Here is a 23,990-nt window from a genome sequence, read left to right as displayed (position 1 = left end):
AATCAAGATGAAAGCCGGCATTAGCCGGCTTTCATCTTATTCTACGGTCGTGTTTCTATTTTTGAGATTGGCCTTCAACAGGGCGATGAGTTGATTGCAGGCTTCAGTCTGGCTCTCTGGATTGAGATAGAGAGATTCATTAAACACGGGCAAGGGAGGGAGATCATGCTCTATGGGATCGAGGATCTGCATCTTGTCGTTGATCCTGAATTCGGCAATCGGAGCTATGCTCAAATCATTTTCAACCGCCATGCACAAGGCTTGGGGAGAGGGGGTAGAAAGCAGCACATTGATGGGCCGCATCGACAGTTGGTGGTTGGCAAACACCTGAGCTCTGATGGGGCAGTTTTCCGGGTAAAGTGCCATGGGAATCGTTTCCCGTTTATGGGCACTGCCGTTCTTGGCGGCCACCCAATGAAAACGTCGTTCGAACAGGAGCTCTCCCTGCACCGGAGGCTGCCAATGGGTCGCCACTATCAGGTCGAATTCCCCTTGATGCAACCGCTTATACAGATTGCCGCTGACATCTGTGTCTATGACTAACTCAATACAGGTGAACTCACGGACAAATTCCAGCAGGCAGTTGTCCAGATAATAGGTAATATAATCTGTGGGAACGCCAAGGCGAATGACTTCGCGATTCTGGCAGTCTTTCAGTTCATCCAGGGCCTGGGTGTTGAGTTGCATCATCTTATAGGCGTAGTTGAGCAGGGTATTGCCGGATTCGGTCAGCACCACGCCTCGATTGTCTCGGAGCAACAGCGGTTGACCGACACTTTCTTCCAGCTTCTTGATCTGTAAGCTCAATGCCGACGGGGTGCGACAGACTTTTTCTGCAGCCTTGGATAAATTGCCGCATTCGGCCACAGCAATAAAACTCTCGAGCAATTCTATTTTTAACATTGGCTATTGGCGTGACTCATAATGGTATCAGTATTACTCAATATCGCAGTCGCAGAAAGCTTGTTACTATTTTATTGTGAAGTTGGGAGAGTTTATATTTAAGCTTTGCTCAGGAGTGGCCAATGGGAAAATGGGAACGACGGGGAAACTATTTGGTTGAAGTGGCGCAACGTTGTTTAAGAGGACAGAAGACTTTTGGTTTATGTCGTTCTCATCTTGTTGAAGCCAGCCAAATATCCAAAGGCACTGTATATAATCATTTCACTACAGAAGCCGATCTCATGGTGGCAGTAGCTTGCAGTGAATATGAGTATTGGCTCAAGCAGGCCAAACAGGATGAAATACAATATAAAGACCCTCTGGAAAGGTTTATATTTCATCATTGTCAGCGGCTCTATGAAGTCTTGTCGACAAATAAATTTGTCATTGAGCGGATAATGCCGAATCAAGCTCTGTTGTTGTTGGCGACCGAGTTTTATCGGCATGGCTGTGAAAGACGTTTCGATGAATATATGCAGTGGAATGCCAAGACCATTTCCGCTGTGGGAGAGGTGCCAGGATTCGATCGGGTCGAGCTGGTGATGAGTTATCTGCGTGGCGCCATGATCAATACCGACGATGCCTGCAAGGCCCACGACGACCCGCAGCTCTATTACCAGTTCAGTTATGCGCTGATCCATCTGATGGGGCACTCAGATAAGCGCAGCCCCTCCAAGCAACAGTTTGCCGCCTGGCTAAGCCGCCAACCCAGTCTGGAGTATGAGCCTGAAGGTCTCAGTCGCGTGGTAAATGGATGACGACCTCAAGCCCACCTTGGGCGCGATTGCTTGCCTGGATATTGCCGCCGTGGGCTTGCACTGCGGCATCGGCAATGGCCAATCCCAGCCCCCAACCGCCACTCTCTCTTTCCCTGGCTGAATGCGGTCGATAGAAGGGCTTGAAAATAGCCTCCAACTCAGACTCCTCAATACCCGGGCCGTCGTCAGTAATGCTTATCTCTACCCATGGCCCCTTGGCCCCGGCGCAGATATTTACCTGGGTACGGCAGTAGCGGATGGCGTTGCGCAGCAGGTTTTCAATCGCCCGTGACAGCGGTCTTGGGTAGATGGGCAGCTCCAGTTCTTCCGGTATCAGGATGCTGAGTTCCTTTTGCTGCTGTTCGGCTTCAAATTCGGCATCGTCCAGTACCTGGCTCAGTGATTCGGCCAACCCCACCTTCAGCTTGTTGTCCTGTGCCTTGAGCTTCACCCGGGAAAGCTCCAGCAGCTCGGCAATCATTTTTTCCAGTTGGTCGGCCTCATAGGCGATACGTTCGGCTTCATCTCCGGCCATCCCCTTCTTGCGCGCCAGGGCCAGTGCCAATTGCAGCCTGGTCAACGGAGTTCGCAGCTCATGGGAGATGTCGCTTATCAGTCGCTGCTGATTATTGACCATGGTTTCGATGGCGGCCGCCATGCTGTTGAAGGCCTGGGCCAGTTCGCCGATTTCGTCGTGACGTCCGGCCGTGGCATCGTCGACCCGGCTGTTCAATTGCCCCAGCGCCAGAGCGTTGGCACTCTGTTTCAACGAACGCAGCGGCTTGCCCAGGTGCCAGGCCAACAAACCACAGAGCAACCCTGAAAGCAGAATCGCCAGCGACAATGTCAGTAACTTGTGTTCAATAAAGAAAAAGAACCAGGGCATGGGGTGGTGATCCGGCAACCGGCCATAAAGGGCATAGGGGGTGCCGTTAACCTTAAAATCGAACGGGCCGAATATCAGTTCATCGCGAAACTGGTGTGAAATGGGTGCGTTGGCTTCCTCCGCCATCAACATAAAGCGGCGCATGCCTTTGGACACTCTGTGAGTGTTGATTATCTGTCCCTGCTCATTGACCAGATAGATGCGAATTGGCTTGCCTTCCATGCTGCGTCTGCGCTCCCAATGGTGCAGAAAGCGGCCATTCAACTTGGCCGGTTCCTGTTGCAGCTCATCGGCGACCTGAGACAAGACCTCCCGCAGTTTAGGCGGCATTGGGGCCCTGTCATGGTTTTGCTGCAGCAGCGGCAGCATGCCAACAGCAAGAATGATCAGGCTGCTGCAGAGCCAAAAGCCCAGCAGCAGTTTGATAAAGAGGCGATTGGGCAGGGAAAATGACTTCATCAAGGGATCCAGATATAGCCTTTGCCACGTATGGTCTTGACCCTGGGACGACCGTCGCTGCGTTCCGGCAGTTTCTTGCGCAGGTTGGAAAGGTGCATGTCCAGGCTGCGATCAAAGGGCATCAGTTTTTTGCCAAGCACGGTTTCACTCAGTTCGTCTTTACCTATCAGTTCTCCGGCCTGATTGGCCAGGGTGTAGAGCAGGCTGAACTCAGTGCCGGTCAGCAGCAATAACTGTTCATTGCAATAGGCTTCCTGACGGGCGGAGTCCAGGCTGAGATCGCCTATGGTTTGAATACCGCTCTGGGGAATGTCCTGCGGGGTGATATTGGCGCGGCGTATGATGGCGCGGATCCTGGCTACCAGTTCCCTGTCATTGAAAGGCTTGGGCAGATAGTCGTCTGCGCCTATCTCCAGGCCAACCACTCTGTCTATCTCATCACCGCGGGCGGTAAGCATAAGCACAGGGGTTTGTTTCTTGCCACGCAGTTCCCTGAGCACTTCGAAGCCATTGAGCTTGGGCAGCATCACATCCAGCAGGATCAGGTCGTAATCATTGGCAATCGCCAGTTCCAGGCCGCTCTGACCATCATGGGCCAGTGTCAGCTCAAAGCCTTCCAGCTCCAGTAATTGCCCCAAGAGTTCGGCCAGGCCCAGGTCATCGTCTATCAATAAAATTCGGCTCATTTATACGCCTCACACAATTTCTCTCTGCCGAGTATACCCGCTTTTGAGTCAACTGCGGTTTAGCTGTGTAAGTCTGGGTAAAGATACGGATCTTCAACCAGGATAACCAAGCTTTACAGTGCTTTACTCAGTTTGAACCCACACTTACACATAGAGGACTAGACTGGAAGACGTCAAATACTTCCCGACCGAGAACGAGGATACTCTTATGAAGACTTCAATCAAAGCAAGCTTGCTGGCCCTGATTGCCGGCACCACTCTGATGGCTGGCGCTGCACAAGCCGGTAACGGCTACGGCGATTGCCCACACCGTGACGGCGACCGTGGTTATCATCACATGAAGGGCGAGCGCGGCTATCACCATATGAAAGGCGGCAAGGGCCATTTCGGCATGTTTGGCCTACGAGGTCTGGATCTGACCGACGCCCAGAAAACAGAGATTAAGGCGTTGATGGACCAGCACAGAAGCAGCATGTCACGTCCTGACAAGGAAACCCGTGCAGCGCACAGAGCCGAAATGCAGGCACTGATGACCTCAGGCAACTTCGATGAAGCCAAGGCCAAAGAGATTATCGAGCAGCGTCAGCAGGTGCGTGAACAACACATGCTGGAGCGGATGAAGCTGCACAACCAGATCTATAACCTGCTGACTCCGGAACAACAAGCCAAGTTCAAGGAGCGTATGGATAGACGTGGTGAGCGCCCTGAGCCTATCCAGGATTAAATCTGCTACTATGGGCTCAGTGACTCCCGACCGCTGAGCCTTTGAATGACAACGACTTCCCGCTACGAGTTTTGGGTTAAATTGGCGAGCCGCGCCGCAGTGGCGACTGCGATTACCCTGATCCTGATAAAACTGGCCGCCTGGCTCTGGTCCGGGTCGGCCAGTATGCTGGCCTCTCTGACCGACTCCTTTGCCGATGCCCTGGCTTCCATAGTCAACTTTATTGCCATTCGCTATGCCTTGGTGCCTGCCGATCAGGAGCACAGGTATGGTCACGGTAAGGCTGAGCCGCTGGCGTCTTTAGCCCAATCGGCCTTTATTATGGGGACGGCATTCCTGCTGCTGTTTCACGGCGGCGAGCGCCTGGTTAATCCCATGCCTTTGACCCATGCCACTTTGGGCGTTGTGGTGTCCATTATTGCCATAGTGCTGACCTTGGCCTTGGTCATGCTGCAGAAACGGGCGCTGGCGGCCACCAAGAGTACAGTGGTCGAGGCCGATGCCCTGCACTATAAGTCAGATCTGTTTCTCAACGGTGCCGTGCTGTTGGCGCTGGTTTTGGCGCAATACGGCTGGTGGTGGGCCGATGGTCTGTTTGCGGTATTGATCGCCCTTTACATAGGTCAACAAGCCTGGTCGCTGGGGTATCGCTCGATTCAGGCCTTGCTCGACCGGGAGCTTGATGATGAAACCCGGCTGCGTATTCGGCAATTGGCCGAGCAGGATACTCAAGTGCGTGGCATTCATGACTTGCGTACCCGTCAGGCGGGCAAGACCACCTTTATTCAACTGCATCTGGAGCTGGACAAAGACCTGAGCCTGCAACAGGCCCATGCCATAGCTGTGGCCACAGGCGAGCGGATCCGCGCCGACTTTGACCATGCCGAGGTGATCATTCACCAGGATCCTGTGTAGCGGGCGGCCATGGCACATTAGGGTTTCTGGCTGAACGCCTGCTGACAAAAAGGGTTTAATTTTGCAGCAATATTGTTGCAACTGTTTGTTTCTATTAATATCACTGCGACTTTCAATCGCTAAAAGGATTTATCAATGAAACAAGCAGCACTGGCTTTAGTGGTCTCTATGGCGGCCGCACCTCTGGCTCAGGCTCAGGACGACTCAGGTTTTTATGTAGGCGGCCAGATTGGCCAGGGAAAGCTTGAGCTTAAGGATAGTAACTTCAGCGAGTCCGGAGTAGGCTTCGGCGCTTACGGTGGTTACCGGTTCAACTCCTGGTTTGCCCTCGAGGCCAACCTCTTGGTGGCAGACAACCTGGATAGCGACAATCTGGATATCCTCAGCGGTTACACCAGCATAGCGCCCAAGTTTACTTGGCAGCTTAATGACACCTTTTCCCTCTATGCCAAGGCGGGTATTGCCCGCGGATTGGTGCGTGTCGATAACGGTTACTGGGAAGAGGATTTTGACGGCTATGGTTGGCTTTATGGTTTGGGGCTGGACGCCGCTCTGACAGAGCGCCTACATCTGCGTCTGGGTTATGAAATGCTCAAGGTAGAGCTGGATTCTGAATTCAATTATGGCGCCCGCGATCTGGACACAGACATGTCCAACCTGGCGTTGGGGCTACACTGGCAGTTTTGATATCGCTGTTCAGTTAGAAAAGGATGCCAAACGGCATCCTTTTCTATTGCGGGAAGGTCTCCGACGCAGGGGTCAGTCCATTGCCAGCTCTTTAAGCTTGCGGGTCAGGGTGTTGCGGCCCCATCCCAGGCGTTTGGCGGCTTCCTGTTTGTGGCCCTGGGTATGCTCCAGCGCGGTTTCCAGCAAGATGCGCTCAAACGCGGGTTGGATTTCGGTCAGCAGATCGCTCTCGCCCTGTGACAGGCGCATATCCAGCCACAATTTCAGGGCGTTTTGCCAATCCTGGGATGGGCCGGCACTGCCTTGAGGTGCCTTGGGCTCCTTGAACAGCTCAGGCGGCAGATCCTGAGGGATAATTTCCTGGCCCGAGGCCATCACGGTCAACCAGCGGCAGGTATTTTCCAACTGACGCACGTTGCCGGGCCAGGGTAGTTGCTGCAGCTTTGCGGCGGTTTCCGGGGTGAGTATTTTGGCCTCTACCCCAATCTCTTTGGCAGCACTGGCCAGGAAATGGCGCGCCAGCTGCGGAATATCTTCCCGCCGCTGTGATAGCGGTGGCAGATGGATTCGAATCACGTTCAGGCGGTGGAACAAGTCTTCCCGAAAGCCCCCCTTGAGTACCAGTTGCTCCAGATCCTGGTGGGTTGCGGCAATGATCCTGACATCGACCTGCACCGGAGAGTGGCCGCCGACCCGATAGAATTGGCCATCGGCCAGCACCCGCAGCAGCCGGGTCTGTACGTCCAGCGGCATATCGCCTATCTCATCGAGAAACAGGGTGCCGCCATTGGCCTGTTCAAACCGGCCCTGACGCACATTGGCGGCGCCGGTGAAGGCGCCTTTCTCGTGGCCGAACAGCTCGGATTCGATCAGCTCCTTGGGGATGGCCGCCATATTGAGGGCGATAAAGGGTTTGTCTTTGCGTGGACTGTGTTTGTGCAGCGCCCCGGCAACCAACTCTTTACCCGTACCTGACTGACCGTTGATCAGCACACTGATAGATGAGCGCGACAAACGGCCTATGGCGCGAAACACCTCCTGCATCGCGGGGGCTTCGCCTATGATCTCAGGTGCCTTGACCTGAGGCTCGGCGGCCGCAGGTGCCTGCTCGGTGGCATGGTTGAGCGCCCGCTCTACCAGGGCAATCGCCTCATCTATGTCGAAGGGTTTGGGCAGATACTCGAATGCCCCGGCCTGATAGGCGCTGACGGCACTGTCGAGATCTGAATGGGCCGTCATTATGATCACCGGGATATGGGGATAATGCAGGCCGATACGCTCCAGCAGGGTGAGGCCATCGGTTCCCGGCATGCGGATATCCGAGACTATGACTCTGGGCTGGGAGATTTCCAGCGCCTGCCACAGTGACTCGGCGGCGGCAAAGCTGGCGCAACTGAGTTTGGCGCCTTGCAGTGCCCGTTCCAGCACCCAACGAATTGAACTGTCATCATCGAGGATCCAAACCTGTTCACTCATATTGTTTCCTCTCTTGTTAGCCGCTGTGGTTGTTGATCGGCAATGTCAGGCTGAACTCTGTGTGTCCCGGGGCCGAATCGCAGTCGATACGGCCGCCGTGGAGCCTGGCAATATTGTGGGCGATGGATAGCCCCAGGCCGTTGCCGTCCTTGCGGCCTGTGACCATGGGGTAAAACAGGGTATCCACCAGTTCCGGGGCAATACCCGGGCCGTTGTCTATGATTGACAGCACCAGCACCAACTTGTGTCTCTGGTTGCCTATGGTGACCTGATGGGCGGTGCGGGTGCGGATCATGATATCGCCGCCCTGATGCTCCAAGGCTTGTACTGCATTTTGCACTATGTTGAGGATTGCCTGTTGCAGTTGATCTTCATCCATAGGCAAGTCCGGAATCGAGGGGTCGTAATCCTGGCGCAGATGTATCTGTTGCGGCAGGGTCACACTCACCAGGTTGATCACCTTTTGCAGCACCAGATGGATATTCTGCAGCTTGTGCTGCGATGGTTTCTGCGGCCCCAGCAATCGGTCGACCAGGGCGCGCAACCTGTCGGCCTGCTCTATGATGAGTGTGGTGAACTCCTTGAGCTGCGGCTCGCTAAGCTCGCGGGACAAGAGCTGCGCCGCGCCGCGCAGTCCACCCAGCGGGTTTTTGATCTCATGAGCCAGGTTGCGCACCAGATATTGAGCCGCCTGCTGCTGGGCATCCAGGGTCAACTGCTGGTGAATGCGCCGCTGCTGATCCACCTGTCTGAGTTCCAACAGGCTCAAGGGTTTGAGCTGTTCTCCCTGCTCCAGAGGGATCAGTGTCATATCCACAGTGTGGTGTTGGCCATCCAGGCTAATGAGCTGGGCGGTATTGACCGTCAGCCCCTGACGTTCCAGCACCGCGCTTTGCAGCACTCTGGGTTCAACTCCTATGGCATGCAGATGCTCTGTCAGTACCTGCTCCTGCAACCTGTGGCTGGAGACGCCCAGCAACTGCTCGGCAGCGGCGTTGGCATAGCTGGGGAGCAGGTCACTGTCGATGACCAGAACGGCAGTTGCCAGATGATTGAGCAGGATATTTGTGTCCATTGAGTTTCCCATAGCAGGATTGCACCATAATGGTGCACCAATTCGGTGCAGGCCGCAAGCCAACAACTCTGTGGACTAACTCGAAAAGCCAAGTAGCTAATTTATTGAAATAACTTTAGTTACTTGGCTTTGGGCCTTTCCCGGGAGCCGGGAAGGCAGGTTGCATCAGTCCGGCTTGGTGCAGAAAAATGGTTATGGGACTACTGGATGCAAGGACTTTGCCGTTTTGTTGCACTGCCTTGAGTTGCAGTGTGTGTTCGCCGCGGTCGATGTCCTTGAGCTGGAAGAGATTGCTGCGCTGAGCGTCGCTGGAGGAGATGCCATCTATGTAGAGTTGCAGAAAATGACCCGAAGCCAGCTCCGGCTCTACCTCTACCTGAACCTGAAAATCACCGGCGTTATCGCGAATGGTTTCCTCATGCTGTGGTGAAAGTATCTTTAACGCATAGCCGACCTGTTCTACTTCTATGGGATCGGGCAGAGGTTTAGGCGTTTCCAGGCTTATTTGATTCTGGGTCTTGTCGGTGAATTCCACTGCCTGGGCTTGGGGGTTGGGTTCATCGCTGTAATGCACCTTGCCATCTTTATCGACCCACTTATAGACAGTCGCCTGGGCAACCAGCGACAGCAATGCCAGGCTGATTATCATCAGAGTACGCATAAAGACTTCCCTTGTTATGCAGTTGTGAACTTGCTTCAGATTAGCTTGTTTATTGGCAAAAATCACTGCCTTTAAAGGCTGGCCTGAAAAACCTGTCGGCTCAGCTCAAGGTCGACCCGGCCGTCCTCCCCCAGTTGGGTCAGCCCCTGGCGCTCAAGGTTCTCCAGCAGCGGCGCTATGGCCTCATGGCCTATGCCATAGTCACTGAGGTGAGTCTTGAGCCCCATGGATTCGAAGAACTGCCGGGTCAGCTCTATGGCAGCATCTATGCGTTGCTCCTCACTGCCGTTGCTGAGTTGCCAAACCCGCTCGGCATACTGCAGCAGCTTGGCGTGTTTGGCGACCTTTCTCAGGCGCAGCATGGCCGGCAGCAGTATGGCGAGGGTCACGGCATGATCCAGGCCGTGGCGCACCGTCAGTTCGTGACCCAGCTTATGGGTCGACCAGTCTTGCGGAACACCTGTGCCGATCAGGCCGTTGAGCGCCATGGTGGCGCTGAACATGATATTGGCGCGCACCTGATAGTTTTCGGGCTCTGCCAGCGCCTTGGGGCCTTCCTCTATCAGAGTGAGCAGCAGGCCTTCGGCAAACCTGTCCTGCACCTTGGCGTCGACGGGGTAAGTCAGGTACTGCTCGGTCACGTGCACAAAGGCATCCACCACACCGTTGGCAATCTGTGGTTGCGGTAGGCTGAAACTCAGTTGTGGCGCCAGCACAGAGAAGCGGGGAAACACCGAGGGATGACGAAAGGAGCGCTTGAGGCCAAGAGCGCTATTGCTGATCACCGCGCAGTTATTCATCTCTGAGCCCGTGGCCGGCAGGGTCAGCACAGTGCCGAGCGGCAGAGCTTGGTCAATGTGGCGACCGTCGGTTTCCAGTATCTCCCAGGGCTCTCCCTGATAGGGCGCTGCGGCGGCAATAAACTTGCCCGCATCTATGATGGAACCGCCGCCGATGGCGAGAATAAAGTCCAGCTTTTGTTGCCTTATCTGCTCTACCGCCTGCAATAGCTGGTGGTAGTCGGGGTTGGGGCTAATGCCGCCGAACTCGGCGCAGATGCGTTGACCCAATACCTGGCCGACCTGGGTCAGGGTGCCATTGCGTTTGGCGCTTTGGCCGCCGTAGAGCAAGAGCACTCTGGCGTCATTGGGCACCAGAGTGTCCAACTGCTCCAGGCTGCTGTGGCCAAAGAGCAGGCGGGTTGGATTGTAAAATTCAAAATCGTACATCTTGGACTCCTGTCAGCCGTGAGTGTTGCCGCTCAGGGCATAGGGACGTTGCCAGTCGAGCCAGGCATAGAGATGGGCGATATCCTGCATAACCCAGGCGGGAATCGCTTCAGCTTGTTTTGCTGACTGTTGCGTAGTCTCATCTGTTGAATTGGGCGCTGGCCCGGACTCGGATTGGTGCATCTCTGTTGCCAAGAAGCGCTGGCGAAACAGCTGGGGCCAGGCCGCCAGCTGTTGCTCCGCCAGATGCAGCGGCTGCTTTTGCTGCTGGCGTGCCACCAACACCAGGGTGCAGTGCAGCGTCAGCCCAAGCCAGAGAAAACTCTGCCAGTCCTGCAGCTCCCGTTGGCCCGTGTTGGGCTCGAGCTTCAAAAAGCCGACTTCTTGGCCCAGTTGTCTCAGCGCCGCATGGGCTTGCCAACGCAGGGCATTATCGGCTTTACCTGTATTGATACTGGCAAGCCAAGCCCGCTCCAGCTCGATAAAGTGGCATACATAGCTGTCGAGCCAGCGTCGGGTCCAGCTGGGAATAAACAGATGCATCGCCAGAAATGCCATCAAGGCACCGGTAAAGGTGTCCAGCGCCCGGTAGAAGGCGATATAGGGATCGCTCGGCAGTAGCAGGGTGATGGCAAACACCATCAGCATGGTGAGCCAGAACACATGAATCTCATATCTGGCCTTGTAGAAGGTGGCAAAGGCCAGAAAGGCACTCAGGCAGGTGGCCGGTAATAACCAGCTACCGGCCCCCAGAAACCAGATTAGCCCCAGTGCCAACACAGAACCGAGCACAGTGCCATAGAAGCGGCTCCAGATCCTGGCCTGCAACTGCCCGAGCGGCGCCACCATCAGCACTATGTAGGCAGTGAGCGTCACCCAATAACCCTGCGGCAGTTGCAGCAGTTCTACCACGGCCTGACAACACAGCAGAGTGAACAGAATTCTCAGGCCGTGATGCCATTCCCGCGAGTGTTTCACCAAGGCCTTGCGCCATTGACTGCGAACGCTTTGGGCATCGGAAGGCCAGATAAGCCCCAGGCGTTCGCGCCAGTCGGCTGCCAGCGGTCTTTGAGGATCCAGCGCCAAGGCCAAGCGGTCGGCGGCATCCAACAGCAGAGGTTGCGGCTTGTCTCCCAAGGGCAGTGGCGTCGGCTCTGTGCCTTGCTCTCTATGGGTCTTGAGTTCGCTGGCAAAATTTGCCAAATACTGCTGCAGTGCTGTGCTGGCGGCATCATTTTGTTGCAGCCTGCCTATGCTCTCCAGAGTTTCTATCAGGATAAGATTCGACTCCAGTTGCCGGGCGATGCGTTGCACTTCGGCTTTATCCGGCATTTCCAGCAGCCAATGGGCCAGCACGGCAATAGCATCATCGAGTTGCTCCCGCAAGGCCAGACGCTGGCCGACATTGGCGGCGTCCGAGTGGCTGAGTATATTGCACCAGAAACCGAATTTGCGCTGCACACTGGCCAGCAGTTGTTCGCCCTGACGTATCGCCATCCAGGGCCCGGCGATGACGGCGCTGATGACAGCCAACCAGCTGCCGAACAGGCTGGAGAGCAGTAACATCTTCCAGTCGGTACCCGACTCCAGCAGATGCAGGCCACAGATCAGGCAAAAGCCGGCGTTGTAGGTCAGCAACTGAATGTACTTTCTTTGGTTGGAACTGAGGCCATATAACAGGCCTATGGCGCCGAGTACGCTGATCCCCAGCCAAGGGTGGATCAGGCTCAGCAAGGCCAGGGCACTGCTGATACAGCAAAGGAGTGCCGACTTGCTCAACAGCCCGGCACGTTTGGGATAAGCCAGGTTGCGGCCCTGGACGCCGACCAGCCAGGCACAGATCAGGGCGTTGACGCCGCTGGCACTGTCGCCGAGAAACGAAAACAGCAATAGGCCCGCCATCATGGGCAGCCCTATTCGTAAGCCTTCGGGAAGATCGGCACGATCAGGTAGCCATTGCAGCAGGCGCTGGAATAGATTGGATAGATTCACTTTATGTTGCTTAGACAGCAGAATGGCACAAGAGGGGCGCCATTCTACCTCATTTGAGTCTGCTTGAGTGCCGGGTGGATAACAATTTTCCACCCGGTGAATCGGCTCAGTGGGCCAACAGGGCGAAGTGTTGACTGTGGCGCTTGGGATCAAAGCGCCAGACAATGGCCAGCATGCCCAGAGACACAGCCGCGAGCAGCAACCAGGAAAGCGTGAAGCTGCTGGAGCTGTCCTTGAGATAACCCGCCAGCAGAGGCGACAGGGATGCCAGCAGGTAACCTATCCCCTGAACAAAGGCCGTCAGTTGTCCCGCCTGGCTGTAGTCGTCCAGATGGTCCAAAGTGACAATCAGACTCAAGGGGAAGAGGCCACCAATGCCTATACCCAGCAGCGCAGCCCATAACCAGGGCAGGGCCAGTGGCATCAACGCCAGCCCGATAAAACCGCCAATCGTAGACAGGAGTAGCAGCAATAGCAGTGGCCTTCTGTCATGACTGCGGGCCGCCAGCGTCGGCAGCAACAGGCCTGCGACCACTTCCATCAGCGTCAGAAACGCCAGCAATAGCCCTGCCTGAGTGGCTTGCCAGCCCAAGTCGATAAAGAAGGGCGCCAACCAAGCGAGCACACAGGTATAGGATGCTGTGCTCAGGCCAAAGAAAAGCCCCAACAGCCAGGCCCTGGGAATGCGGCTAAAGCTGCCTAAGCCCACATGTGGGCTAACTCCCGGTTTTCCTGAAGGCTTCTTTGCTGCTGCCTTATTGAAGCCCTGGGGTTGCAGGCCGTGTTTGCCCCAGAACCAAAATAGCATCGCCGGCAGACTCAACAGAGCCCAGAAGGCCAGCGCCGACTGCCAATGACCAAACCTGTGCTCAAGCCAAGGGCTAATGGCTGCAGCCAGGGCCGCTCCACCCATGATGGCGGTTACGTAAATCCCCATGTAACGCTCAATATGCTGGCTATAGCTGCGCTTGATCATTCCAGGCAGCAGTGCCTGAATAAGGGCGATACCTAAGCCGGCAATGATTGCGGTCAGTAGTAGTTGCAGGCCGCTGCCGGCCCAGAGCCGAGCCAGGTTGGCCAAACCAATAAGTAGCAGCGACAGTAGCAGGGTTTGGCGCTCTCCCAGTCTGGCGGCCAGCTTGGCACCGATAAACATAGCGACTCCCATGGTCATCACGGGCAGCATGGTCAGGAGTGCCAAGGAACTGTAACTGAGGGGCAAGGAAGCCCGGATAGCCTCCAGCAGTGGGCCTATGGCCGCCATGCTGGGGCGCAGGTTGAGGCCGAGAATAATCAAGGTCAGGATCAGCCACACAGGCTGCCATTTTGATGAGCTCATAGTCCATCTCCTTCAAACATGCTGTTGGCGGCATTGGTGTTATCTTTGTTGGCAGGCATCTTTAGTCGCGGACTGGCATCGTCCGCGGCTAGGACTGCATTGAGTTGTGGTTCTGTCAGAAACTGCATCATGGTCAATCTCCTTATTTTGCCAAATTCAGTTAAGCCGAACCCTTGGCCCCTTTTTCAGGGGCCAAACAGGGTTCTTATGTCAGGTGAGTGTCAGCGCCGGCTGGGGCGCAGGCGATACCAGATGGCCGGGACAGGAAGTTTCATCAGCAACAGCGATGACATGATCAGGCCGATCCCCAGCCATTGATAGCTATCCAGCTGTTCGCCGACCAAAAACACCCCGAGCGAGACGGCCACCACAGGGTTGATCAAGGCCATCATGCCCATGATTTGCGGTCCCAGATGTTTGATGGACCAGATCCAGGCCCAGTAGCTCAGCGCCGTGCTGAAGATGGCCAGCCAAGCGATGGCGGGCCAGGTCTTGGGCTCGGGCAGTGTGGGAGCCCCGGCTACTGTCCAGGCCAGCGGGATCAGCATCAAGCCGCCGAGCAACAACTGCCAGGCGGTCAATACCAGAAGATCGCCGGTTTGCCAGCGTTGCATCCAGCGGGATGATTGGGCTACCAACAGAGTGGCACTCAGGGCGCAGAGCACACCAATCAGATCCAGATTGGCCGAAGGATTGAGCAACAACATCACTCCACTCAGTCCCAGCAGTGCCAGCAAGGTCCACTTCAATGCCGGTCTTTGGCCATCGAGCAGCCAGGCCAGCAGCAGAAACATCAGTGGCAGTGTGGCCCCCAGGGTGCCGGCCACGGCGCCGGGCAGGCGGTAGGCACCCATAAACAGCAAGGCGAAGAAGGCGCCGATATTACAAAATGCCAGCAAGAGTATTTTGCTCCAGGCGAGCGAAGGCAGTTTGGGCCGCAGCAGCAATAACAGGATCCCGGCCGGTAGCGCACGCCAGACGGCGACCCAGAAAGGGGACATATCCTGCAGGTACAGGCTGACCAGGGCATAAGTGGTTCCCCAGAAGACGGGAGCAAGGAGTGCAATTAGGTAGGGCATTTTCTTTTCTTAAAGTATCTTGATGTGAAGATATTTTAAAGTTCAGTGCTTGGATAAGCAAGCCGCATTTGAAAAAGAGCTTTATTATCTTTGGATGATAAGTCCAACTGATTGAATATTATGTCAATCTTGGTAGGTTAGTTTACCCTGTTCATCATAGACCCGGGTATGCAGTACCTTGCCGTTCGTGCCTATCTCTTCCTGCAGATAGTTGCGCCCCTGCTCATCAAAGTAGTTCAGGGTCTGTGGTATGAGCTTGTCCTGGTCGAAACGTTTGCTCACCTGCAACTGGCCATTGCAGTGAAAGAGTTGCTCCTCACCCTGCTTGGCGCCTCGGCGGAACGGAGTACGTTTGCTCAAGGCGCCATTGGTCTCACAATAACTGAGCCAGATGCCGTCGGCGGCTATTGAGGGAAAGAAACCATAATGTTGCTCGGACTGGCGCTGGCCATTGCGCCAGAAGGTGTGCTGCACTGCGGTGCGCTGCCGGCGGTCGAACAGGTAGTCCAACTTGAGTCGGCCGTTGGCGTAGTAGCCTTGTTCCTTGAGTTTTCTGAGATTTTCTTCATCCAGATGTTCACTGAAGCTCTTTAATGAACCATCGGGAAAATAGCTTTTCCAGACGGTGAATTTCTCGCCGTCCCGCTTGAACTGTTTCATCCGCTCCCGTCCCTGTTTGTAGGAGATGGATTCAACCACTTTACCCTGGTCGAAACGCTTGAAACTGTCGAGTTGGCCTTGGTTGTCGTAGAGCCAGAGTTCTTGGCGCTCACCGTCTTGAAACAATTCCCGGCTGCGTAATTGGGTTTGCTGGTATTGAAAGTTCAGCTGCCAGCCGTGCAACTTGCCATTTTTATACCAGGCGCTTTGGCTTAGCAGACGCTCGGGCGGCGCGGATGTGCTGAAGCTGTAGCCGTCCCGCAGGCCATCCTTGAACTGGGCCGCACTATAGCTGGGGCGATCCGGCGCTCCCCAAATGGCAATGCCGTTGAAGGGTTCACCTCGGTATCCGTCAACGCAGCCTTCGAGGTAATAACCCAGGGCGCTATTGTCATCGCTTACTTCCCGGCAGTGGATTTGCTCCAGCTCGTCAGCCTGAATTGGCAGTTGCCCCTCAGAGTGACAGCCGGCCAGCAACAGGGGAGTGAGTAAAAAGACCTTGAGATTCATAGCAGATCCTTGCTTGACGAAGAGGCTCATTGTCGCTGCCGTTGCTGCTTGGCTCAAGCCTCTTGCCGGTGAACTGTTGAATTTTTGACTCTTTAACACTGAAACCCGCCTTGGATCACATCTGCACAACAGGAGAGGGGATAAGCTGGGGTTGCTTGCAAGCTATTGATTATAAAGAATTAATTTTACTTAATTTGCAATTCTGCAATATGTAAGTGCAAAAAGAGGTGATGAGTATGAACGTGAATCGACGTCAGGCGATGGGCCAGATTGTAGGTTTGGTTGGTGTGGCAGCAGGGAGTTCGCTGATCGCGACCACAGCTCTGGCCGCAGAGTCTTGTCCCGGAGATACCAGCATAGGGATCGGCAGTGAAGGGGGCAGCGATCTGGGCACCAAGCTGCTGACCTATGTGAAATTAGACCCTATGGAAGTCGCCAAACTGGCCTATGAAGGTTATGGCCGTGGCGGTTGCATGTATGGGGTTTTCGATGCCCTGGTGAAGGCCTTGGCGGCCAAAGGGCATGAGGATGCCTGTAAATTCGCCGCTATCCCAACTAACCTGGCGGCCTATGGTGGCGGCGGTATCGCAGGTTGGGGAACCCTGTGTGGTTGCTTGAATGCGGCGGCCATGGCGGTCAACGTCCTGGGCGGGGTCGACCGCACTGCGGTGATCCGCTCCGTGTACCGCTACTATGAACACACAGCCATGCCGAGAAATGATGAAGCCTTCCTCAAGGCGATTGGCGCACCGACCCGTAAAGACAATGCCGGTGAGCTACTGACCGCAGATAAGATAGGCCAGTCGGTTGCCAATTCCATTCTCTGTCACACCTCGGTGACCCACTGGTCGAAAGCGAGCAAGTACGGCTCCAGTCATCAGGCGAAATTGGAGCGCTGCGCTCAGCTGACGGCCGAGATTGCCTATGTCACTACTGACTTCCTCAATAAGTCGCTGGACAATGCCCTGGACGCTGAAATTGTGGCAGCAGGCAATGCCGAGTGTAGTGGTTGTCACAGCAGCACCAAACGTGAACCGGACACTTACATAGGTGCCGATGTCAATTCACAGATGGAATGTCAGAGCTGCCACAGCGCCCATGATGTCGGCGCCGGTTTGACCGGGGTTCACGAAGGTGCGGTCTGCAGCGATTGTCACTAGGAGGCTGTTATGAAACATAAGAGTTTGATAGTAGCGTCTTTGCTGTTGTGCCTGGGGGGTTGTGACTGGTGGGATGACGATGATGACCCTGTGCTTCCGCCGGATCCTGAACCGGAGCAGTCTGTGTCCATTAATGAAGCCGAAAGCCTCAAGGTGGTACTGAGCGCCGTGGATCCTCAAAGCCAGGCACTGACCTTTAACCTGACTACGGCGGAGGGCAAACCCGTCAAGGATGCCGGCAGCAACTATCTGGTGATGTACCTCAAGATGCCGGCAGAGCAGGTATCGGCCTTCTCCATGCCTTGGCATAAGGGGGTGCGTTTCGAATGCAGCGAAACCGTCGACACCTGCGGTGGCACCATGGAAGCGCTGGAGACAGAAGGCCAATATCGCTTTACTCCAGAAGGGCTTGAGGAGTTGAACCAGACAGAAGGTGAACTCAAGTTGGCGGTGATACTCACAGGGGCCAAGGCTCAGAGTGCTCCTGAGCTTGTCGGTGCTCCCTGAGTGATTTGAGTTTTATAGCCTTAAAATAGTAGCGCCCCGGGATTGCTCCCGGGGCGCTTTTCTTGTTATCCGATGGCTTGACTCATCGGTTGATTGCAGGGCAATTAGAGGCTGTAGTACAGCTCAAATTCGACTGGGTGAGTGGTGCGGCTGACTCGCTCGGCCTCGGCTTGTTTCAGCTTGAGGTAAGAGTCGATAAAGTCATCGCTGAACACACCGCCGCGGGTCAGGAACTCACGGTCTGCATCCAGAGCCGCCAGGGCGACTTCCAGAGATTCGGCCACAGTCGGGATTTCCGCTGCTTCTTCGGCCGGCAGATCGTACAGATCCTTGTCCATGGCATCACCAGGGTGGATCTTGTTCTGGATACCGTCCAGACCGGCCATCAGCAGTGCTGCGAAGGCCAGATAAGGGTTGGCCATAGGATCCGGGAAGCGGGTCTCGATACGGCGAGCCTTAGGACTTGGTACCACAGGGATACGGATAGAAGCCGAGCGGTTACGGGCTGAATAAGCCAGCATCACAGGGGCTTCAAAGTGTGGCACCAAACGCTTGTAGGAGTTGGTGCTTGGGTTGGTGAAGGCGTTCAGGGCACGGGCGTGCTTGATGATACCACCTATATAGTACAGGGCAGTTTCAGACAGGCCGCCGTACTTGTCACCGGCAAACAGGTTGGTGCCGTCTTTGGCCAGTGACTGGTGTACGTGCATGCCGCTGCCGTTGTCGCCGACTATCGGCTTGGGCATAAAGGTGGCTGTCTTGCCGTAGGCATGAGCCATGTTGTGAATCACGTACTTGAGTACCTGGATTTCATCGGCCTTGTTGGTCAGAGTGTTGAAGCGAGTGGCGATCTCGTTCTGACCCGCGGTAGCAACTTCGTGGTGGTGAGCTTCCACAACCTGGCCCATCTCTTCCAGCACCAGACACATGGCACTACGCAGATCCTGTGAAGAATCCACAGGCGCAACCGGGAAGTAGCCGCCTTTAACGAATGGACGGTGACCTGTGTTGCCATCTTCATAGCTGGTGCCTGAGTTCCAGGCCGCTTCTTTGGCATCGATTTTGACGAAGGTGCCGCTCATGTCGGTACCAAAACGTACGTCATCAAACAGGAAGAACTCTGGCTCAGGACCGATCAGCACAGTGTCGGCGATGCCGGTAGAACGCATGTACTCTTCGGCTTTCTTGGCGATAGAGCGAGGGTCACGGTCGTAACCCTGCATGGTGCCGGGCTCGAGGATGTCGCAGCGGATCAGCGCTGTGGTTTCTTCGGTGAAAGGATCCAGTACAAAGCTGCTTGGATCTGGCATCAGCACCATGTCAGATTCGTTGATCCCTTTCCAACCGGCGATAGATGAACCATCAAACATTTTGCCGTCTTCAAAGAAATCAGCATCTACCTGATGAGTCGGGATAGATACATGCTGTTCCTTACCTTTGGTATCGGTAAAGCGTAAATCAACAAACTTAACTTCCAACTCTTGCAGCTGTTGTAAAACTGATTCGACTGACATTATCAAGCCTCCGGTAGGGTAAAGGGGGTGCCCTTTGTCAACTCTTAGTATGTAGCGTCTGGCGCCTTGTTGGTCTCTATTAAGCCAGACTCATGCCAAGATGCTAAGATGTTGAAAATAAAGGGAGTGGTAAAATCGAGGGCTGGCGAGGCAAGCGGGTTTGCACTATCATGGTGCATTGAGTGTTCCAAAAAGGTGCGTTCACCATAATGGTGCGTGCGCTGAATAAGCCGGATATTCATAGGTGTCTAAAAAATAATCCTGTGCGATAGCCCCTCGCTAGAGTAGAATGGCACGCTTTTTAAAGCAACCATCCGGGGAAATTGTGCTCCCCGACACGATGGCAGCCCAGGTTTTATAAGGCCTGGAAGGCAATCGCCAAGCAGTCATAAAGCGGTTGTACCATTCAATTTATATTGCTGCATCCCACAGAACAGAGATCGTAAGAGGCAAAACTGTGTTAGAGAATTTACGTAACATCGCCATCATAGCGCACGTTGACCACGGTAAGACTACCCTGGTAGACAAGCTGTTGGCACAGTCAGGAACCCTGGCAACCCGCGGAGAAGCCACCGAGCGGGTGATGGACTCCAACGATCTGGAGAAAGAACGTGGGATCACTATTCTGGCGAAAAACACCGCCATTAAGTGGAACGACTATCGGATTAACATTGTAGATACCCCAGGACACGCCGACTTCGGTGGCGAAGTAGAACGGGTTCTGTCTATGGTTGACTCTGTACTGCTGCTGGTTGATGCGCAGGACGGCCCAATGCCACAGACTCGCTTCGTGACCAAGAAGGCATTCGCCCAAGGTCTTAAGCCTATTGTGGTGATCAACAAGATTGACCGTCCGGGTGCCCGCCCTGATTGGGTTATCGATCAGGTATTTGACCTGTTTGACAACCTGGGGGCCACCGACGAGCAGCTGGACTTCCCAGTGGTTTATGCCTCTGCACTGAACGGTTTTGCCAGCCTGGATCCTCAGGACAACAGTGAAGATATGACCCCACTGTTCCAAACTATCGTTGAAAAAGTATCTCCACCGGATGCCGACGCCGAAGGCGCATTCCAGATGCAGATCTCTCAGCTGGACTACAACAGCTATGTAGGGGTTATCGGTGTGGGTCGTATCAAGCGTGGTAGCGTCAAGACCAACCAACAGGTCACTATTGTCGGTGCCGACGGCAAGAGCCGTAACGGTAAAATCGGTCAGGTGCTGGGCTACATGGGCCTGGAACGCCACGAAGTGGACAGTGCCAATGCCGGTGATATCGTTGCTATCACAGGTCTGGGCGAGCTGAAGATCTCCGACACCATCTGTGCTGTTGGTCATGCCGAAGCATTGCCACCTCTTTCTGTTGATGAACCAACCATGACTATGACCTTCCAGGTCAACACCTCTCCTTTCGCGGGTAAAGAAGGTAAATACGTGACTTCACGTAACATCCTTGAGCGTCTGCAACAGGAACTGGTACACAACGTGGCTCTGCGTGTGGAAGAAACCGAGAGTCCGGATCGTTTCCGCGTATCCGGCCGTGGTGAACTGCACCTGTCTATCCTGATCGAAAACATGCGTCGTGAAGGTTATGAGCTGGCGGTTTCCCGTCCTGAAGTGATCATCAAAGAGATCGACGGCGAGAAGTGCGAGCCATACGAGCAGCTGACTGTGGACGTGGAAGAAGAACATCAGGGCGGCGTCATCGAGAAGCTGGGTACCCGTAAGGCCGACATGCGCGACATGCAGCCTGACGGCAAGGGCCGTGTACGTATTGACTTCATGATCCCAAGCCGTGGCTTGATCGGTTTCCAGACCGAGTTTATGACAGCGACTTCAGGTACAGGTCTGCTGTATCACACCTTCGACCACTATGGTCCTTACAAGGGTGGCGATATCGGCCAGCGTAGCAACGGGGTATTGATCTCCAACGCCACAGGTAAGGCTTTGACCTTCGCGCTGTTTGGTCTGCAGGATCGCGGTCGTCTGATGATTGGCCACGCCGCCGAAGTTTACGAAGGCCAGGTAGTGGGTATCCACAGCCGCTCCAACGACCTGACAGTAAACTGCCTCAAGGGCAAGCAGCTGACCAACATGCGTGCCTCTGGTACCGACGAAGCTCAGGTACTGACTCCGCATATCCAGATGACCCTGGAACAGGCGCTGGAATTCATCGATGATGATGAACTGGTTGAAGTCACGCCCAAGAGCATCCGTGTGCGTAAGCGTCATCTGACTGAAAATGACCGCAAGCGCGCCAGCCGTGGCTAAGCCATAGGCGAACAGTAAAAAACCCGGCATGACCGGGTTTTTTACTGCGTTCAATTTGCCCGGCATCTCATTAGACTGCGGGATGTTTTGCCAAAGTGCCGTCCGGTGCTTGTCGGGTTCTATCTGCCAGGTGCGACCTTGCATGCAGACGGCGCCAGAATCTAGGCAACACCAACAGTGCCAGCAGCAGGTTGGACAGCGGCATTGCCAGCCAGACACCGGTTTCTCCCAAAAACAGCGGCAATAGATAGAGAAACGGTAACTGGATCAGCATATTGGTCAAGGAGATTGCCAAAGCCATCCCGCCTTTGCCTATCGCCATAAAATACATGGCTGCCAGCACTATCAGCCCCTCCAACCAGATAGCCGCCAGATGGATACGGATCCCGGTTCTGGCTTCCTGGGTTAACAAAGGATTGTTGTCGGCGAACAGGCCGATCATGGTTTCGGGAAACAGGTTGAGCAGCGCCAGCCAACTCAGGCCAAACAGCAGGGTGACCTTGGCGCCCAGCTTGACTATGGCGATGATATTGCCGGGCTGGCGGGCCCCGTGGAAGTAGCTCACAGGTGGCTGCACCCCTTCGGCTATACCCTCAGCCAACAGATAGTAGAGTGTCATCAGATAGCCGACTATGGCAAAGGCACTGACGCTCAAGGTGGTGCCATACTGCATAAACTGATGGTTATGGGCCGCCACCATAAAGCTGGTGTAAAGGTACATCAGTAGTGCCGAAGCCCCCAGTTGGATAATCCGGGCGAACTCCCCGGCTCTGGGTAGCGCATCTTTGAGCCTTGGCTTAAAGCCTGAATGGCTCGAACACAGGTAATAGCCGGCCCCCAGACACACAGCTGTTTGGGCAATGATGGTGCCATAAGCCGCGCCGTTTAACCCAAGCCCAAGTACGGCAACAAACAGATAATCCAACAGGATATTTCCAAGCGCCCCCATCACCAACAGGGCGGTGGCAACTCTGGGGCTGTCATCGTTGCGGATCAACATAGGCAGCGCCGTCGAGGCTATGGTGATCACCGCGCCCCACTGAAACACGGCAATATATCCCTGCCCCAGCTGCAGAGTCGCTTCAGTGGCACCCTGCAGCTTTAACAGTGGTTCACTCAGCCATTGCAGCGCCATAAATGCCACCAGGGCCAACAAAACAATCAGCCAGATACTGGCCAACAGGGCTCGATTGGCTTGCGTTTGCTGCTCGGCTCCGCGGGCGATGGAGATATGGCTGCCGCCACCCATGCCCACCATAAGCCCCAGGCCGGAGAGAATAAACACTATCGGCCAGGCCATGTTGATGGCGGCCAATCCTTGAAAGCCGACATAGTGGCCGACAAAAATACCTGCGCTTATCTGGTACAGGCCACTGACCAGCATGGCAGCGATGGCTGGGATGGTATAGCGCCAAAAGGTGCGTCGCAGCTGGTTGTGACTCAGTGTTTGCTGAGAGATTCCGGTATTCATAATTGCACTACCTTTAACCGAATGCAGGAAAACAGGGTCGCAGATTATGCTTGTTTTTCGGATTGGTGAAAGATAGCTTGTATCCGTTATTCGGATACTTTGGTGGATGGAATGAATTGGACCCTGGATCAACTGAGCGCCTTTGTGATTGCGGTGGAAAAGGGCTCGTTTTCGGCCGCCGCCAGAGAGCTTGGCAAGGCGCAATCTCGGGTGAGCACAGCCGTGGCCAATCTGGAGATAGACCTGGGGCTGGAGCTGTTTGACCGCAGCGCCAGGTTGCCCAGGCTGACAGCCGCCGGCGAGCAGATCTATCAGGAGGCCAAGGTGGTGCTGAGGCAGTGCCAGCGCCTGGACGCCAGAGCCCTGACGGTCAGTTCGGGCGAGGAGGCCACCCTGACGGTTGCCATGGACGAGGCCCTGCCCATAGAGCGCTTCGAGAGTTTCTTCGTGCGGGTGGCCGAGCAGTTCCCGGGTTTGAAACTCACCCTGATCAACAGCTCCCAGGATGATATTGCCCGCTGGGTCGATGAGAAAAAAGCCGACCTGGGTATCTTGTTCCGCCAGACAGATGAGCTTTTGGATTCCTTGGAGTTCAACTCGATAGCTCACTTTCAGCAGTCGCTTATTGTAGGTCGTGAGCACCCGCTGGCGAATATTGCCGAGCCTTCACTCGACCAGCTCAATCAGCACCGGCAACTGGTAATCCGCTCCCGCATCGGCGACAGCCAGTCGCGCCCCGTGTCCAGCAATCACTGGCATATCGACAGTTATTACTACATCACGGCGCTGGTGATCAAAAATGTCGGTTGGGCCCTGGTTCCTGAGCATGTGGCGACGGCCGAGTGGTATGCCAAGGATCTGGTGCGGCTGTCCGGCGCCAATATCACAGACAATCAGTGGGTCGAGATAGGCGTGGTCAGACGCAGGGACAAGGGCATTGGCCCTGTGATGCAGTGGATGCTACAGCAGTTGGCCAGGGAATAGTGCCGGA

At 55.1% G+C, this 23,990-nt stretch carries 22 protein-coding genes; 8 read left to right on the top strand and 14 right to left on the bottom strand.

Annotated features, from left to right (window positions below; translation table 11 throughout):
• Positions 1-36: 36 nt before the first annotated feature.
• Positions 37-903 (bottom strand): LysR family transcriptional regulator, encoded by an 867-nt coding sequence (locus tag ACWAU4_RS20740; RefSeq protein WP_025010766.1) that lies wholly within the window; start codon positions 901-903, stop codon positions 37-39.
• Positions 904-1,184: 281 nt separating this feature from the next.
• On the opposite strand from ACWAU4_RS20740, the gene ACWAU4_RS20735 reads away from it, so the two are divergent.
• Entirely contained in the window at positions 1,185-1,700 is a 516-nt protein-coding gene (locus ACWAU4_RS20735) for a TetR/AcrR family transcriptional regulator (RefSeq protein WP_371873748.1), read from the top strand.
• On the opposite strand, the gene ACWAU4_RS20730 is transcribed toward ACWAU4_RS20735, so the two are convergent.
• Both ACWAU4_RS20730 and ACWAU4_RS20725 read right to left on the bottom strand, forming a co-directional pair.
• Positions 1,678-3,045: an ATP-binding protein gene (locus ACWAU4_RS20730; protein ID WP_208125244.1), complete on the bottom strand. Its 1,368-nt coding sequence runs from the start codon at positions 3,043-3,045 to the stop codon at positions 1,678-1,680. The genes ACWAU4_RS20735 and ACWAU4_RS20730 overlap by 23 nt on opposite strands.
• Positions 3,045-3,731 (bottom strand): response regulator, encoded by a 687-nt coding sequence (locus tag ACWAU4_RS20725; protein ID WP_025010769.1) that lies wholly within the window; start codon positions 3,729-3,731, stop codon positions 3,045-3,047. The genes ACWAU4_RS20730 and ACWAU4_RS20725 overlap by 1 nt, the downstream gene beginning before the upstream one ends.
• 208 nt (positions 3,732-3,939) lie before the next feature.
• On the opposite strand from ACWAU4_RS20725, the gene ACWAU4_RS20720 reads away from it, so the two are divergent.
• From ACWAU4_RS20720 to ACWAU4_RS20710, 3 genes are all read left to right on the top strand, one after another.
• Positions 3,940-4,455: a Spy/CpxP family protein refolding chaperone gene (locus tag ACWAU4_RS20720; protein ID WP_101059633.1), complete on the top strand. Its 516-nt coding sequence runs from the start codon at positions 3,940-3,942 to the stop codon at positions 4,453-4,455.
• Positions 4,456-4,500: 45 nt separating this feature from the next.
• Positions 4,501-5,370, top strand: coding sequence for a cation efflux pump FieF (gene fieF, locus ACWAU4_RS20715; RefSeq protein ID WP_025010771.1), 870 nt, complete (start codon positions 4,501-4,503; stop codon positions 5,368-5,370).
• A gap of 135 nt (positions 5,371-5,505) precedes the next feature.
• A complete protein-coding gene (locus tag ACWAU4_RS20710; protein WP_208125243.1) occupies positions 5,506-6,057 on the top strand; it encodes a porin family protein in 552 nt (183 codons plus the stop codon).
• 72 nt (positions 6,058-6,129) lie between these two features.
• Here ACWAU4_RS20710 and glnG read toward each other — a convergent pair whose 3' ends face one another.
• The 9 genes from glnG to ACWAU4_RS20665 all read right to left on the bottom strand — a co-directional run bounded on the left by glnG (position 6,130) and on the right by ACWAU4_RS20665 (position 16,078).
• The gene (glnG, locus tag ACWAU4_RS20705) at positions 6,130-7,533 is read right to left on the bottom strand and encodes a nitrogen regulation protein NR(I) (protein WP_044735433.1); all 1,404 of its coding nucleotides are present in this window, start codon (positions 7,531-7,533) and stop codon (positions 6,130-6,132) included.
• Between the two features lie 16 nt (positions 7,534-7,549).
• On the bottom strand, positions 7,550-8,608 hold the full coding sequence (gene glnL, locus ACWAU4_RS20700; RefSeq protein WP_025889905.1) for a nitrogen regulation protein NR(II): 1,059 nt from the start codon (positions 8,606-8,608) through the stop codon (positions 7,550-7,552).
• Positions 8,609-8,723: 115 nt separating this feature from the next.
• Entirely contained in the window at positions 8,724-9,269 is a 546-nt protein-coding gene (locus tag ACWAU4_RS20695; protein WP_044735432.1) for a DUF4124 domain-containing protein, read from the bottom strand.
• A gap of 71 nt (positions 9,270-9,340) precedes the next feature.
• The gene (locus tag ACWAU4_RS20690; RefSeq protein WP_144135421.1) at positions 9,341-10,498 is read right to left on the bottom strand and encodes an iron-containing alcohol dehydrogenase; all 1,158 of its coding nucleotides are present in this window, start codon (positions 10,496-10,498) and stop codon (positions 9,341-9,343) included.
• 12 nt (positions 10,499-10,510) lie between these two features.
• Positions 10,511-12,490 carry an FUSC family protein gene (locus tag ACWAU4_RS20685; protein ID WP_144135419.1) on the bottom strand — a complete coding sequence of 660 codons (1,980 nt, stop codon included), beginning with the start codon at positions 12,488-12,490 and terminating at the stop codon, positions 10,511-10,513.
• A 106-nt stretch (positions 12,491-12,596) separates the two neighbouring features.
• Positions 12,597-13,829, bottom strand: a complete 1,233-nt coding sequence (locus ACWAU4_RS20680) for a cyanate transporter (protein ID WP_144135417.1) — start codon at positions 13,827-13,829, stop codon at positions 12,597-12,599.
• Entirely contained in the window at positions 13,826-13,960 is a 135-nt protein-coding gene (locus ACWAU4_RS20675; protein WP_258181238.1) for a hypothetical protein, read from the bottom strand. The genes ACWAU4_RS20680 and ACWAU4_RS20675 overlap by 4 nt, the downstream gene beginning before the upstream one ends.
• Before the next feature lie 90 nt (positions 13,961-14,050).
• Entirely contained in the window at positions 14,051-14,908 is an 858-nt protein-coding gene (locus ACWAU4_RS20670) for a DMT family transporter (RefSeq protein WP_025889910.1), read from the bottom strand.
• A gap of 123 nt (positions 14,909-15,031) precedes the next feature.
• Positions 15,032-16,078: a toxin-antitoxin system YwqK family antitoxin gene (locus ACWAU4_RS20665; RefSeq protein WP_208125240.1), complete on the bottom strand. Its 1,047-nt coding sequence runs from the start codon at positions 16,076-16,078 to the stop codon at positions 15,032-15,034.
• A gap of 236 nt (positions 16,079-16,314) precedes the next feature.
• Here ACWAU4_RS20665 and ACWAU4_RS20660 point away from each other — a divergent pair, with 236 nt between their 5' ends.
• Both ACWAU4_RS20660 and ACWAU4_RS20655 read left to right on the top strand, forming a co-directional pair.
• A complete protein-coding gene (locus ACWAU4_RS20660) occupies positions 16,315-17,238 on the top strand; it encodes a C-GCAxxG-C-C family (seleno)protein (protein WP_025010779.1) in 924 nt (307 codons plus the stop codon).
• Positions 17,239-17,247: 9 nt separating this feature from the next.
• Positions 17,248-17,745 (top strand): hypothetical protein, encoded by a 498-nt coding sequence (locus ACWAU4_RS20655; protein ID WP_208125239.1) that lies wholly within the window; start codon positions 17,248-17,250, stop codon positions 17,743-17,745.
• A gap of 104 nt (positions 17,746-17,849) precedes the next feature.
• Here the strand turns inward: ACWAU4_RS20655 and glnA are convergent, their stop codons facing one another.
• Positions 17,850-19,259 (bottom strand): glutamate--ammonia ligase, encoded by a 1,410-nt coding sequence (glnA, locus tag ACWAU4_RS20650; RefSeq protein ID WP_028780041.1) that lies wholly within the window; start codon positions 19,257-19,259, stop codon positions 17,850-17,852.
• A 457-nt stretch (positions 19,260-19,716) separates the two neighbouring features.
• Here glnA and typA point away from each other — a divergent pair, with 457 nt between their 5' ends.
• Positions 19,717-21,528 carry a translational GTPase TypA gene (gene typA / locus ACWAU4_RS20645; protein ID WP_025889914.1) on the top strand — a complete coding sequence of 604 codons (1,812 nt, stop codon included), beginning with the start codon at positions 19,717-19,719 and terminating at the stop codon, positions 21,526-21,528.
• Positions 21,529-21,598: 70 nt separating this feature from the next.
• On the opposite strand, the gene ACWAU4_RS20640 is transcribed toward typA, so the two are convergent.
• Positions 21,599-22,999, bottom strand: coding sequence for an MATE family efflux transporter (locus ACWAU4_RS20640; protein ID WP_208125238.1), 1,401 nt, complete (start codon positions 22,997-22,999; stop codon positions 21,599-21,601).
• A 111-nt stretch (positions 23,000-23,110) separates the two neighbouring features.
• Between ACWAU4_RS20640 and ACWAU4_RS20635 the strand changes: the two genes are divergently transcribed.
• On the top strand, positions 23,111-23,983 hold the full coding sequence (locus ACWAU4_RS20635) for a LysR family transcriptional regulator (RefSeq protein ID WP_025010784.1): 873 nt from the start codon (positions 23,111-23,113) through the stop codon (positions 23,981-23,983).
• Positions 23,984-23,990: the final 7 nt, after the last annotated feature.

The sequence above is a fragment of the Shewanella sp. FeAMO genome, assembly GCF_053653955.1.
Note: the sequence above shows the minus strand (reverse complement) of the source record. Positions and strands in the feature narration are given on the sequence as shown.